7 protein-coding genes are annotated in these 13,750 nt (G+C 66.1%); all 7 read right to left on the reverse strand.

Annotated features, from left to right (window positions below):
* Positions 1 to 71: 71 nt before the first annotated feature.
* The 7 genes from GCN78_RS00310 to GCN78_RS00340 all read right to left on the reverse strand — a co-directional run bounded on the left by GCN78_RS00310 (position 72) and on the right by GCN78_RS00340 (position 13,685).
* Positions 72 to 1,502 (reverse strand): efflux transporter outer membrane subunit, encoded by a 1,431-nt coding sequence (locus GCN78_RS00310; protein ID WP_226939394.1) that lies wholly within the window; start codon positions 1,500 to 1,502, stop codon positions 72 to 74.
* Complete coding sequence (locus GCN78_RS00315) at positions 1,499 to 4,753, reverse strand: efflux RND transporter permease subunit (RefSeq protein WP_152249800.1); 3,255 nt, start codon at positions 4,751 to 4,753, stop codon at positions 1,499 to 1,501. Before GCN78_RS00315 ends, GCN78_RS00310 begins: the two co-directional genes overlap by 4 nt.
* Positions 4,750 to 7,869, reverse strand: coding sequence for an efflux RND transporter permease subunit (locus GCN78_RS00320; protein ID WP_152249802.1), 3,120 nt, complete (start codon positions 7,867 to 7,869; stop codon positions 4,750 to 4,752). The genes GCN78_RS00315 and GCN78_RS00320 overlap by 4 nt, the downstream gene beginning before the upstream one ends.
* Positions 7,866 to 9,221, reverse strand: a complete 1,356-nt coding sequence (locus GCN78_RS00325) for an efflux RND transporter periplasmic adaptor subunit (protein WP_152249804.1) — start codon at positions 9,219 to 9,221, stop codon at positions 7,866 to 7,868. The genes GCN78_RS00320 and GCN78_RS00325 overlap by 4 nt, the downstream gene beginning before the upstream one ends.
* A gap of 438 nt (positions 9,222 to 9,659) precedes the next feature.
* The gene (locus tag GCN78_RS00330) at positions 9,660 to 10,193 is read right to left on the reverse strand and encodes a GNAT family N-acetyltransferase (protein ID WP_152249806.1); all 534 of its coding nucleotides are present in this window, start codon (positions 10,191 to 10,193) and stop codon (positions 9,660 to 9,662) included.
* A 75-nt stretch (positions 10,194 to 10,268) separates the two neighbouring features.
* Positions 10,269 to 12,143 (reverse strand): signal peptide peptidase SppA, encoded by a 1,875-nt coding sequence (gene sppA / locus GCN78_RS00335; RefSeq protein ID WP_152249808.1) that lies wholly within the window; start codon positions 12,141 to 12,143, stop codon positions 10,269 to 10,271.
* Between the two features lie 63 nt (positions 12,144 to 12,206).
* Positions 12,207 to 13,685, reverse strand: coding sequence for a sodium:solute symporter (locus tag GCN78_RS00340; protein ID WP_152249810.1), 1,479 nt, complete (start codon positions 13,683 to 13,685; stop codon positions 12,207 to 12,209).
* Positions 13,686 to 13,750: the final 65 nt, after the last annotated feature.

The following is a 13,750-nucleotide window of genomic DNA, read 5'->3' on the forward strand; positions in this document are numbered from 1 at the left end:
AAGATGCGCGGCAAAACACGAATTTGGCGCAGGACTTTTCCCTGCGCCAGGCTGCCCCGGTACTGTCCCCTTTACTGCGCCTGCGGCACATGCCAGCCGCCGCCCAGCGACTGGATCAGGGCCACGGCCGTCGTCTGGCGGTCCGCCTGCGCCTGCACCAGCGAACGGCGCGCCGACAAGGCCGTCACTTGCGCCGTCACCACGTCCGTATAGCCGACCTGGCCCGCGTTGTAGCGGTTCAGCATCTGCTGCTCGACCTGGTCGGCGGCCGCTGACGCCTGCTGGCGCAAGGCCAGCTGCTCGGCCAGCGCGCGCGTGGCCGACAACTGGTCTTCCACGGCGCCAAAGGCGGCCAGCACCGTCTGGCGGTAGCGCGCCACGGCCGCTTCATGGCCGGCCTTGGCCGCGTCCACGCTGGCCGTGGTGGCGCCCGCGTTGAACAGCGTCTGCGCGGCCGACACGCCCAGCGACCACAGGCTCGATGAGGCATTGAACAGGTCGCCGACACGGCTGGCGCCGGAACCGTAGGAACCCGTCAGGTTCAGGCTCGGGTAATACGCGGAACGGGCGATGCCGATCTGCTCGTTGGCCACGGCGACTCTACGCTCGGCGGCGGCGATGTCGGGACGGCGCTGCAGCAGGGTCGACGGCACGCCCAGCGGCACCTCGGGCACGGTCAGCGTCCACGGCGCCACGGCCAGGCTGAAGTCGGACGGCGCGCGGCCCAAAAGTATCGCGATCGCATGTTCCAGCTGGGCGCGCGCGCGCGTCTGGCTCGACAGGTCGATCTGCGCATTGGCCAGCTGCGTCTGCGCCTGCAGCAGGTCGGACTTGGCGGCGATGCCGGCATTGAAGCGGTTGCTGGTGATGTCGAGCACGCGCTTGTAGCCATCGATGGTGGCATTGAGCAGCGCGATCTGCGCATCGCTCTGGCGCAGCGAAAAATAATTGGTGGCCAGCTCGCCCTGCGCCGACAGGCGCGCCGCGGCCAGGTCCGCCGCGCTGGCGCTGGCGCTGGCGTCGGCGCCCGTCACACCGGCGCGCAGCTTGCCCCACACGTCCGGTTCCCAAGAGGCGCCGATAGCCGCCTTGAAGTTGTTGTTCGTCTGCTGCTCGCCGCCGCCACCGGAACGGGCGCCGCTGCCCGTCAGGTTCACGGTCGGGAACAGCGAGGCGCGCTGTTCGCGCACCAGCGCGCGCGCCTGCTCGTACGAGGCGATGGCGGCCGCCACGTTCTGGTTCGAGATGTCGATGCCTTCGGCCAGCTGATTCAATTGCGCGTCGCCGAACAGGGTCCACCACGGCCCCCGTTCCAGCGTGTCGGCCGGCACGGCAGGCTGCCAGCCGGCCGCCTCCTTGAACGTGTGCGGCGCGGCGGCCGTCGGCGTTTCATACGCGGGGCTGACGGCGCAACCGGCCAGCAGCAGGAAAGCGGTGGCCGCGCCCAGCGCCAGCAGGCGGCGCGCGGGGACGGTCGATACGATAGGTTTTACTTGCTTCATGATTGTGTGCTCGGGTTATCTGGCCCAGGAATGCGGCTCAATTGCTGCTCGTCGGCGCTGCGCGTGCGCAGCTTGTCGAGCAGGATGTAGACCACCGGGGTGGTCAGCAATGTGAGTAACTGGCTGGCAATCAGGCCGCCGATGATGGCGACCCCCAAGGGCTGGCGTAGCTCCGACCCCTCGCCGAAACCGATCGCCAGCGGCAAGGCGCCAAGCGCCGCCGCCAGGGTGGTCATCAGGATGGGGCGGAAACGCAGCAAACAAGCCTCGCGCACCGCCTCCACCGCTGTCAGGCCGCGCGAACGCTCGGCCTCCAGCGCGAAGTCGATGATCAATATAGCATTTTTCTTGACGATACCGATCAACAGGAACACGCCGATCAGGGCGATGATGGAAAACTCCATGCGGAACAGCAGCAAGGCCAGCACGGCCCCCACCCCCGCCGACGGCAAGGTCGACAGCACGGTGACGGGGTGGATCAGGCTTTCGTACAGGATGCCCAGCACGATGTAGATCACCACGATGGCCGCCAGAATGAGCAGCGGCTGCTCCTTGTTGCTGTCCTGGGCGCTCTTGGCCGAACCCTGGAAGCTGCCGCGCACGTTGACGGGCATGCCGATTTCCGACTCCGCCTGGGCCACGGCCGCCTGGCCGTCGCTGAGCGGGTAGCCGTCGGCCAGGTTGAACGACACGGTGGTGGCCAGTTCGCCGCCCTGGTGGTTGATCGAGGTGGCCGTCGCGCTTTCGGCGAAGCTGCTGAACGACGATAGCGGCACCATGTGCGCCAGGGTGGTGCTCAAGGCCGAGCCGCTGGACGGATCGCGCGCGGCCGTCGTATTGGACGTCGTCGCGGCAACGCTGGTGCCGGCCGTGGCAGCGCTGGCGGCCGTCGTGCCGGTGGCGGCGACGGCTGCCGCATTCGACGCCGGCACGTACACGGAGCGCAGCGCTTCCGGGCTTTGCGCATAGCGCGGCGCCACTTCCATGATCACGTGGTACTGGTTCAGTTCATCGTAGATGGTCGCCACCTGGCGCTGGCCGAAGCTGTTGTACAGGGCATTGTCGATATCCTTTACCTGCACGCCCAGCTGCGTGGCGCGGTCCTTGTCGATGGAAACAAACGTCTCCACGCCGTTTTCCGCCTGGTCCGTGTCGACGTCGATCAGGGCCGGCTGCAGCTTCATCTGGTCGGCCAGCTTCGCCGCCCACTTCTTCAAGTCCGCCTGGTTGTCGCTGATCAGGGTGTACTGGTACGTCGAATTGCTGGAACGCCCGCCCATGCGCAAATCCTGCACGGGATTGAGGAACAGCGAAATGCCCGTCACCTTAGCCAGCTGCGGACGCAAACGGGCGATCACGGCTTGCCCCTTGTCGGTGCGCTGCGAGGCAGGTTTGAGGTCGATGAACATGAAGCCGCCCCCTGCCCGTCCGCCACCGGTAAAGCCCACGACGGTGGCGACGGCCGGATCGTCCTTGATGATGTCGACCAGCTGGCGCAACTTGCTCTGCATGGCCTGGAAGGAGATGCTCTGGTCGGCGCGCATGCCGCCATTGATCTGGCCCGTGTCCTGCTGCGGGAAAAAGCCCTTGGGCGCGGCCGCGAACAGATACACGTTCAGACCGACGACGAACACGAGGATGGTCATCACCAGCGCGGCGCTGGACAGGGCCCAGTCCAGGCAATGCTCATAGACTTTCAGCATGCGCGCGAAGCCGCGCTCGAACCAGCGCGCCACGGCGCCCGGCTGCTTGTGCGGTTCGCCGCTTTTCAGCAGCCAGGCGCACATCATCGGCGTGGTGGTGAGCGAAATGACGAGCGAAATCATCACGGCGGCCGACAGGGTCACGGCAAATTCGCGGAACAGCCGTCCCACCTGTCCGCCCATGAACAGCAGCGGGATGAAGACGGCCACCAGCGACAGGCTGATCGACAGCACGGTAAAGCCCACTTCGCGCGCGCCCAGGAGCGCCGCCTTGAAGCGGTCCATGCCCGCCTCGATGTGGCGCTGCGTGTTTTCCAGCACCACGATGGCATCGTCGACGACAAAGCCCGTGGCCACCGTGAGCGCCATCAGCGACAGGTTGTTCAGGCTAAAACCCAGCATGTACATCACGCCGAAGGTGCCCAGCAGGGAGACGATGGTGGCCACGGCCGGGATGATGGTGGCGCGCACGCTGCGCAGGAAGGCGCTGACCACCAGCACCACGAGCACGATGGACAATATCAGCGTGAACTCGATTTCGTGCAGCGAGGAGCGGATGGAATTGGTGCTGTCGGACGCCACCTGCAGCTTGATGTCGCCGGGCAGCTGCGCCTGCAGTTGCGGCAGCAGCGCGCGCACGCCGTCCACCGTGGCGATGACGTTGGCGCCCGGCTGGCGCGTGATCAGCACGATGACGGCCGGGTCGCCGTTGAACAGGCCCAGGGTATTGTTGTTTTCCACGCCGTCGACCACTTCGGCCACGTCGTCGAGGCGGATGGCGGCGCCATCGCGCCAGGCCACCACCAGGCTGCGGTAATCGGCGGCGCTGCGCCCGCCCGACGCCGTCGCCGCCCCCGAATAGATCTGCAGGCTGCGCTCGTCGCCGGAGATTGCCCCTTTCGGGCGGTTGGCGTTGCTGGCCTGGATGGCCGCGCGCACGTCTTCCATCGACACGGCATAGTGATTGAGCTGGTACGGCAGCAGTTCCACGCGCACGGCCGGCAGCGAGCCGCCGCCCAGTTCCACGTCGCCCACGCCCTTGACCTGCGCCACCTTCTGCTGCACCAGGTTCGACACGGCGTCGTAGATCTGGCCCGGCGTGCGCGTTTTTGAGGTTAGCGCCAGGATGATCACGGGCGCGTCGGACGGATTGGCCTTGCGGTAGGTGGGGTTGCTGCGCAAGGTGGCCGGCAAGTCCACGCGCGCGGCGGCAATGGCCGCCTGCACTTCGCGCGCGGCCGAATCGATCTTGCGGTTCAAGTCGAACTGCAAATTGATGCGAGCCGAGCCCGTGCCCGACGACGACGTCATCTCGTTCACGCCCGAGATCACGCCCAGGCGCCGTTCCAGCGGCGTGGCCACGGAAGTGGCCATGGTCGCGGGGCTGGCGCCGGGCAGGCTGGCGCTGACGGAAATGGTCGGATAATCGACCTGCGGCAGCGGCGAGACGGGCAGCACGAAGAAGGCGCCGATGCCCGCCAGCGCGATGCCGATGGTCAGCAGCACGGTGGCGATGGGACGCTTGACGAACGGTTCGGACAAGTTCACGCGGCGCTCCCCGTATGATCGGCGGGCTTGTCCAGGCTGACGCCGCGTGTCTTGCGCGCGAAGCGCTGGCCCAGGCGGTCGAAACCCAGGTAGATGACGGGCGTGGTAAACAGGGTCAGCACCTGGCTGACGATCAGGCCGCCAAAGATGGCCAGGCCCAGCGGACGGCGCAGCTCGGCGCCCTCGCCCCAGCCCAGCATCAGCGGCACGGCCGCGAACAGGGCCGCCAGGGTCGTCATCAGGATGGGGCGGAAGCGCAGCAGCGCCGCCTGGTGGATGGCTTCCTGCGGGCTCTTGCCTTCATCGCGTTCGGCCTCGATGGCGAAGTCGATCATCATGATGGCGTTCTTTTTCACGATGCCGATCAACAGGATGATGCCGATGATGCCGATCACGCCCAGGTCCTGCCCGGAAATCATCAGCGCCAGCAAGGCGCCCACGCCGGCCGACGGCAGGGTCGACAAGATCGTCAGCGGATGGATGTAGCTTTCGTACAGCACGCCCAGCACGATGTAGACGCAGACGACGGCGGCCAGAATGAGCCACAGCTGGTTCGACAGCGAGTTTTCATACGCGCCGGCCGCGCCCAGGAAGGTCAACGTCACCGCTGGCGGCAAGGCGATGTCCTGCGCCGCCTGGCGGATGGCGTCGACGGCGCTGCCCAGCGCCACGCCCTGCGTCGTATCGAAGCCGAGGGTCGTGGCCGGGTATTGCGCCACGTGCGTGATTTGCAGCGGCGCCTGTTTTTCGCTGACGCTGGCAAAGGCGGACAAGGGCGTCGACTTGCCTGAACCCGTGCGCACCTGCAGGTCCGACAGGTCGGACGGCGTGGTGACGATGCCCGGCTGCGCTTCGAGGATGACGCGGTACTGGTTGGTTTCCGTGAAAATCGTCGAAATGATGCGCTGGCCGAAGGCGTTGTACAGCGCGTCGTCGACGGTTGCCGTGGTCACCGACATGCGCGCGGCGCTGTCGCGGTCGATCGCCACCGTGACGGCGGCGCCCGTGGCGCCCGCATCCGTGACGACGTTGCGCAGCTGCGTTTTTTCACGCATGCGGGCGGCCAGCTTGCGGGCCCACTCGGTGACGGTGGCCGTGTCGGCCCCTTCCAGCGAGACGCGGTACTGCGTCGGGCCCGATTCCGCATCGATGGTGAGATCCTGCGTCGGCTGCAGATACAGGGTCACGCCGGCCACCTTGGCCACGCGGTTGCGCAAGCGCTCCATGATCTCGTCCTGGCTGCCGCTGCGCGGACGCTTCAGGTTGATCAGCATGCTGCCCGTGTGCAGCATGGTGTTGTTGGCCGCATCGACGCCCACGAGGGAACTCAGGGTATCGACAGCGGGGTCTTCCAGCAGCGCGCTGGCGGCCGCCTGCTGCAAGGTGGCCATGCGCTCGTACGAAACAGCCTGCGACGTTTCGATGCGCGCCTGCAGCTGACCCGTGTCCTGCGTGGGGAACAGGCCTTTCGGAATCGTGATGTACAGGATGACGGTCAGCAGCAAGGTGGCCAGGGCCACCAGCAGGGTCAGGCCCTGGCGTTTCAGCACCCACACCAGCGCATGGTCGTATTGATGGATGACCTTGTCGAGGAAAGCCTGGATGCGCTGGCCCGTGGCGCTGATTTTTTCATCGGCGTGGCTCTTCAGCCAGCGCGCCGACATCATCGGCACCAGGGTCAGGGACACCACGGCGGAAATCAGGATCGTGATGGCCAGGGTCATGGCGAATTCACGGAACAGGCGGCCCACGACGTCGCCCATGAACAGCAGGGGAATCAGCACGGCGATCAGGGACACCGTCAGCGAGATGATGGTAAAGCCGATCTGCGACGCGCCTTTCAGGGCAGCGGCCATCGGCGTCTCGCCCTCTTCGATGTAGCGGGCGATGTTTTCGATCATGACGATGGCGTCGTCGACGACGAAGCCGGTGGCGATCGTCAGCGCCATCAGGGACAGGTTGTTCAGGCTGTAGCCGAGCAGATACATGACGCCGCAGGCGCCGATCAGCGAGATCGGCACGGACAGGCTGGCGATCACGGTGGCGCGCATGCTGTGCAGGAAGGCGAAGATCACCAGCACCACCAGCAGCACGGACAACAGCAGTTCCATTTCCACGTGTTCGACCGAGGCGCGGATGCCCGTCGTGCGGTCGCTCAGCACGTCGAGCTTCATGGCCGCCGGCAGGCTGGCCTGCAGGTCCGGCAGCAGGGCCTTGATGGCGTCGACCGTCTTGATGACGTTGGCGCCGGGCTGGCGCTGCACGTTCAGGATGATGGCCGGCTGCTTGCCGGACCAGGCGCCCAGGCGCGTGTTTTCCGCGCTGTCGACGACGTTGGCCACATCAAGCAGGCGCACGGGCGCGCCGTTTTTATACGTGATGATCAGGCGCTTGTAGTCTTCCGCCGTCACCAGCTGGTCGTTGGCGTTGATGGTGAACGAGCGCGTGGGGCCGTCGAAACTGCCCTTGGCGCTGTTGACGTTGGCCGCCGCGATGGCCGTGCGCAGGCTGTCGAGGCCCAGGCCGTACGAGGCCAGCAACTTGGTGTCGCCCTGGATGCGCACGGCGGGACGCTGGCCGCCCGACAGCGAGACGAGGCCCACGCCGTTGACCTGGCTGATCTTCAGCGCCAAACGCGTGTTGACGATGTTCTGCACCTGCGTCAGCGGCATCGTGTCCGAGGTGATCGCCAGGGTCAGCACGGGCGCGTCGGCCGGATTGATCTTCGCGTACACGGGCGGTGCCGGCAAGTCGGTCGGCAGCAGGGAGCCGCCCGCGTTGATGGCCGCCTGCACTTCCTGCTCGGCCACGTCCAGGGTCTGGCCCAGGGTGAATTGCAAGGTGATGAGGGAAACGCCGGCCGCGCTGGTGGAACTCATGCGCTGCAAGCCCGACATCTGTCCGAACTGGCGCTCCAGCGGCGCCGTCACGGTCTGCCCCATGACTTCGGGACTGGCGCCCGGGTACAGGGTCTGCACCTGGATGGTGGGGAAGTCCACCTGCGGCAAGGCGGCCAGCGGCAGGAACTTGAAGCCGACCAGCCCCGCCAGCACGATGGCCAGCATCAGCAGCGCCGTGGCGACGGGGCGCTTGATGAACGGCGTCGATGGACTCATTGCGCCGCGCCCTTCGCCGGCGCCGTGGCTGGCGCGGAGGCGGATGCCGAGGCCGAGGCCGATGCGCTGGCCGCGCCGTCAGGGTGCTGGCGGCGGTGGCGGCGTTCGCCGTTGGCGGTTCCCGCGCCACCTGCGCCGCCCATGGCAGGCTTGTCGCCCGCCAGGGTGACTTTCGCGCCTTCCTTCAGGCGGTCGGCGCCTTCCGTGATGACCTGTTCTCCCGCTTCCAGGCCGGCGCGGATTTCCACCATGTCGGTGGTGGCCTGGCCGCGCGTGACCATGCGCACGGTGACGGTCTTGTCCGCTTTTAGCACATACACGAAATCGCCATTATTGCTGTGACGCAGGGCCGTGACGGGCACCAGCACGGCGCCCGTGATATTGCCCAGTTCCAGGCGCACGTTGACGAACTGACTGGGGAACAGGGCCATCTTGTCGTTCGTGTAGCGGGCCTTGGCGCGCACGGTGCCCGTCTGCACGTCGACCTGGTTGTCCAGCGCCGTCAAGCTGCCCTTGTCCAGGGTATGCGTGCGCGTGCGGTCCAGCGCCAGCGCCGCCAATGCCGAGCCGCCGTTCAGGCGTTCCTGGATGGTCTGCACCTTATCCTGCGGCACGGAGAATTCCACGTCGATGGGCGAGAGCTGCGTCACCACCACCACGCCGCCCGTGTCGCCGGTGCTCACCAGGTTGCCGATGTCGACCACCTTCAGGCCCGCGCGGCCGCTGATCGGCGACACCACCTTGGTGTAGCCCAGGTTCAGCCTGGCCGTGCCTTCGGCGGCGCGGTCCGTCATGACCGTGCCTTCCAATTGTTTGACCAATGCCGCCTGCGTGTCGACGTCCTGGCGCGCGATGGAATCCTGGCCCAGCAGGGTTTGATAGCGCTTCAGGGTCAGGCGCGCGTTGTCCAGCTGCGCTTCATCGCGCTGGCGCTGGCCCGTGGCCTGCATCAGCGCCATCTCGAACTGCGCCGGATCGATCTGCGCCACCACCTGGCCCGCCTTGACCATGCCGCCTTCCTTGAATTTGAGCTCCTTCAAAATGCCCGACACTTGCGGGCGCACTGTCACGGTGGACGCGGCCGTCACCGTGCCCAGCGCATCGAGCACCACGGGCAGGTCGGATTTGACGGCCGTGGCCACGCCCACGGTGGTCGAGGGGCCCCCACGGCGCCCGCCGGGGCCACCAGGCCCGCCCGGACCACCGGCGCCAGGCTGGGCGCTGGTGCCGGAATGGGTCAGGTACCAGGCACCGCCCCCCAGCGCAGCCATCACGGCCAGCGCGATGACCGTGCCGACGATTTTCGAACGACGGCTGCGCCGCGGGGTGTGGGGTGTTGTCTGCGAATCCATCGCTTATCCTTGTAGTGGCCGCTGGCACGGCGAGTCTGTGGCGCCGGCCGAGGTGGAACACACTCAGGCCGGACGACCGTTTTTCGGGGTTGTTTCGGTACACAGCCGGGGGAGTCAAGAGCTGAAAATCAGCTGAAAAAACATCGCTCCCTAGCGTGAAACGACTCTAGCATAGTCATGTAACTGTTTCATTTCTACTTGAAACAATTATCCATGGCTGGCCGCAGTGGGCCCGGGCTTGCACGCCTGCCGGCATGCCGCCGCTGTGGGGGAATGGTGGAAAAATCAGGCTTGCGGGGCATCGCGCCCCGGGATTTGCCTGGCGCGGGCAGCTCGCATGCAGATACAAACTCGCTACAAATCTCGCGCCATCCGCCTTGACCTGGCGCCACGCGGGTGCCCGGGCGGCGCCGGACGGCGGCGATTCTTTACCTGGATTTACAAGGTCATGCCGAGGATGACATCCTGATAGTCGGTGCGGCCCACGCGGAAGGTGCGCCGACCCACCTGCGCAAAGCCGCAGCGCGCATAGAACGCCAGCGCATCGTGGTTTTCCGCGTACACGCCCAGCAGCACGCGCCCCGCCCCGCTGGCGCGCGCATGCTCCACGGCCGCGTGCATCAGGCGCTGGCCCACGCGCTGGCCCTGGAAGCGGTGCAACAGGTAGATGCGCTTGATTTCCAGATCGTCAGGACGCGGCTCGGCCACCGGCAGGCTGGCGGGACTGAGCACCAGATAGCCGACGGGTGCGCCGCCGGGCGTGGCCTCGGCCAGCCACAGCCGCATGGCCGGCAGCGCCAGCCACTCGCGGTACAGCTGCACGTCGTGCTGGCGCTGGCAATGGGCGATGACGTCGGCGCCATCGAGGATGCCGGCGAACGCTTCCAGGAAGGTGGCCTGGCCCACCAGCGCCAGCGCCGCTTCATCGCCCGGCACGCAAGGGCGGATGGTGATACCCGTGGGTGTACTCATGTCACTTGCCATATTCTGCTCCTCAAGGAAAACAAGCCGGGCGTAGCCGGCTTGGGTATGCTGTTGATGTGGGTGTTACTTGCCGCCCAGGGGTACCTCGCACAGGCAGTGCGTGAGGGCCATGAACGGTTTGTGCTCGCGCGTGATGCCGGACAGCCAGCTCAGGTCCTGCGCCATGCCCAGCGCCGCGTCGGCCGGCAAGCCCGTGCTGGCCAGGCCCAGTTTCACGTGCTCGCCCAAGCCCAGCGAAGCCATGGCCTTGGAGCCGAACATGCCGATCAGGCGGTCCACGTTCGACGTTTCCTGTTCCAGATAGGTCACGCGGTAGTCGGCGCCCAGGTTGGCGCGCTTGGCCGCCGAGGCCAGCGCATCGCCATAGCTGCCGATGCGGTCGACCAGGTTGCGCTCCTTCGCCTGCAAGCCCGTCCAGACGCGGCCCTGCGCCACTGCATCGATCTTTTCCGGCGTCGTCTTGCGCGCCTTGGCGGCCAGGTTCAGGAAGTCGCCATACACGTGGTTGATCGAGCCCTGGATCACTTGCGCGAAGCGGGGATCGAGCGGACGCAATGGGTTGCCCGCGTCGGCCAGCCAGGTGGTCGGCGAGCCGGCCGTGTGGATGCCCAGCTTTTCCACCACCTTGTCGGCCGTCGGCAGGATCGCGAACACGCCGATGGAACCGGTGATGGTGGCCGCGTCGGCGATCACTTCATCGGCCGAGGTGCTGATCCAGTAGCCGCCCGAAGCGGCCACGTTGCCCATCGAGACGACCACTGGTTTGCCGGCGGCGCGCGTCAGTTCCAGTTCGCGGCGGATCAGTTCCGAGCCGAAGGCGCTGCCGCCCGGCGAATCGACGCGCAGCACGACGGCCTTGATCGATTTGTCTTCGCGCGCCTGGCGGATCAGACGCGAGGTGGACAGGCCGCCGATGGCGCCCGGTGGCGCGATGCCGTCGCCGATTTCACCGGAGGCGATGACCACGCCGACGGCGTCGCCGATGTGCACGGGGCGCAGGCGCGCCAGGTAGTCGGTGTAGTTCACCTGGCGGAAGTTCGTGCCTTCCGCGTTCTTGGCGCCGCGCGCCATCATGAACTGGCGCAGCTCATCGCGCGTTTTCAGGCCATCGACCAGCTTGGCGTCCAGCGACAGCTTGCCCAGGTCGCCGCCGGCCGCCGTCATCAGCGCCGGCAGCGCATCGATAGCCTGCATGATGGCGCCGGCCGGCAGCTTGCGCGCCTTTTCCACGTCCGTCGTGTAGGTGGTCCACAGGCCGTTGTTCAAGTAGCGGTCCGCTTCGGCCGCCGCGTCGGACGGACCGTTGGCGATGAAAGGCTCGGCCGCGCTTTTATACGTGCCCACTTTCAGCAGGTTGACCGTCACGCCCACCTTGTCGAGCGCGTCGCGGTAGTAATTGCGGTAGCGGCCGAAGCCTTCCAGCATGACGCCGCCCATCGGGTGCAGGAATACCTCGTCGGCCTTGACCGCCACCAGGTACTGGCGCTGGTTGTAGCTCGAACCCCAGGACGTGACTTTCTTGCCCGTCGCGCGGAAGCGTTCCACGCCGGCCGCCACTTCGCGCAGCGAAGCGAGGCCGCCGCCCTGCAATTCGTCGAGCAGGATCACCATGGAGCCGATGTTCTTGTCCTTGGCCGCCGTGTCGAGCACCGCCAGCACGTCGCGCAGCTGCACGCTTTTCTTGACTTCGCCGCTGACATTGGCCAGCACCGCTTCGCGCACGCCGCCCGGGGTCTCCTCGACCAGCGGACCTTGCAAGTCGAGCACCAGCGTGGTCTTCTCGCTCAGGGGTTTGGCGCCGCCGCCAAAGATGGCAATCAGGATGGCGATGACGATCAGCAGGAAAATCAGGTTGATGACGGCGCGGCGGGTGGCGTCCAGCGCGCGCCAGAATGCGCCAAAGCCGCGGCGCAGCGGCGGGAAGGGGTTGAGTGACATTAATGCTCCATGAGGTTATGTACCTAAAGGAAACCAATATAACTGAAAATGGCTGGAATCGTCTTATTTTGACAAGTGTTGCGCGCCCTGGCCGCCCTGCTCTGCCGGCGTGGAAATGAGGAACAGGCCGGCCAGCACCAGCGCGCCATTCAGGATCAGCAATTCCAGGCCGAGGCGGTAGTGCGCAAACAGCCGCGCCTGCTCCTGTTCGATCAGCGCGCACAGCAGCGGGCCGGCCACGGCCACCAGCGGCACCCAGCGGTCGCGCACGCCGCGCCGGCTCACGAGTCCAAAGGCGAACAAGCCCAGCAACGGACCATAGGTATAGCTGGCCAGCTTCAGGATCACGACGATCATGCTGGGACTGTCGATCCACTTGAAGGCCATGATCAGGATCAGGAACAGCGCGGAAAAGCCCAGGTGGACACGCCGGCGCCAGCGCATCTGCACGGCAGGACTCAAATCCGGCCGGCGCTGCACGCCCAAAATATCGATGCAGAAGGTCGACGTCAATGCCGTGAGCGCCCCGTCCACGCTGGGAAACAGGGCGGAAATGAGGGCGATGAAGAAAATCAGCTGCACCACGGCGGGGAAATGCCCGAGCACCACGGCAGGGAACAATTTATCGCCCGTGGCCGTCACGCCGGCCAGCGGCGCGTACAGGTGCAGCAAGCCGCCGAGGAAGAGGAACAGCAGCAGCACGCCGGTCAGCACCACGGTCAGGCTGAGCATATTCTTTTGCGAGTCGCGCAAGGTGCGCACGGAAATGTTCTTTTGCATCATTTCCTGGTCCATGCCCGTCATGGCAATCGTGATGAACATGCCGGCAAGAATATGCTTCCACACGTAGGCGGGGCTGTCCGGGTCGGTGGTGAACATGCGCGTGAGGCCTTGCGCGCGCATGCGTTCGAGGCTGTCGACGAGCGACAAATCCATCTCGCGCAGCAAAAAGACGCTGCAGATGACGAGACCGGCCAGCATGCACGCCGTTTGCAGGGTATCGGTCCAGACGATGGTCTTGACGCCCCCTTCATACGTGTAGAGCAGGATCAGCAGCAGCACGACGCACGCCGTCAGCCAGAACGGCACGCCCAGGCTGTCGAGTATGGTCGCTTGCAGGATATTGACCACCAGATACAGCCGCGCCGTGGCGCCCAACAGGCGCGACAGAATAAAGAATGCCGCTCCGCTCTGGTAGGCGCGCCGTCCCAGGCGCAGTTCCAGGTAGCGGTAGATCGAGGTCAGCTGCAGCCGGTAGTACAGCGGCAGCAGGATGAAGGTGATGGCCAGGTAACCGAGCACGTAGCCGAGCATCAGCTGGATGTAGCCGAAACCGTTGCTCCCCACGGCGCCGGGCACGCTGATGAAGGTGACGCCCGTCAAGGTCGTGCCCACCATGCCGAAGGCCACCAGCATCCAGTTGCTGTCCTTGTTGCCGATGAAAAAACTGTCGTTGGTGGCGTGGCGCGAGGTGCGCCACGCCACGCCCAGCAAGATCAGGAAGTACGCGAGGACGACGGCAAACAGGGTGACTGGAGACATGGGTGTTGCGCTGGCGGCGAGGTGAGCAGGGGCAGAAATATACAGCAAAGCCCCTGTTCACGCCG

The organism is Janthinobacterium rivuli (assembly GCF_009208735.1).
In the GTDB taxonomy this organism is placed as follows: Bacteria; Pseudomonadota; Gammaproteobacteria; order Burkholderiales; family Burkholderiaceae_D; genus Janthinobacterium.

What these genes read in the sequence shown, in the direction of transcription:
- GCN78_RS00310 (WP_226939394.1), bottom strand. Translation starts at nt 1,502, where the DNA reads ATGAAGCAAGTAAAACCTATCGTATCGACCGTCCCCGCGCGCCGCCTG.
- GCN78_RS00320 (WP_152249802.1), bottom strand. Translation starts at nt 7,869, where the DNA reads ATGAGTCCATCGACGCCGTTCATCAAGCGCCCCGTCGCCACGGCGCTG.
- GCN78_RS00325 (WP_152249804.1), bottom strand. Translation starts at nt 9,221, where the DNA reads ATGGATTCGCAGACAACACCCCACACCCCGCGGCGCAGCCGTCGTTCG.
- GCN78_RS00330 (WP_152249806.1), bottom strand. Translation starts at nt 10,193, where the DNA reads ATGAGTACACCCACGGGTATCACCATCCGCCCTTGCGTGCCGGGCGAT.
- sppA (WP_152249808.1), bottom strand. Translation starts at nt 12,143, where the DNA reads ATGTCACTCAACCCCTTCCCGCCGCTGCGCCGCGGCTTTGGCGCATTC.
- GCN78_RS00340 (WP_152249810.1), bottom strand. Translation starts at nt 13,685, where the DNA reads ATGTCTCCAGTCACCCTGTTTGCCGTCGTCCTCGCGTACTTCCTGATC.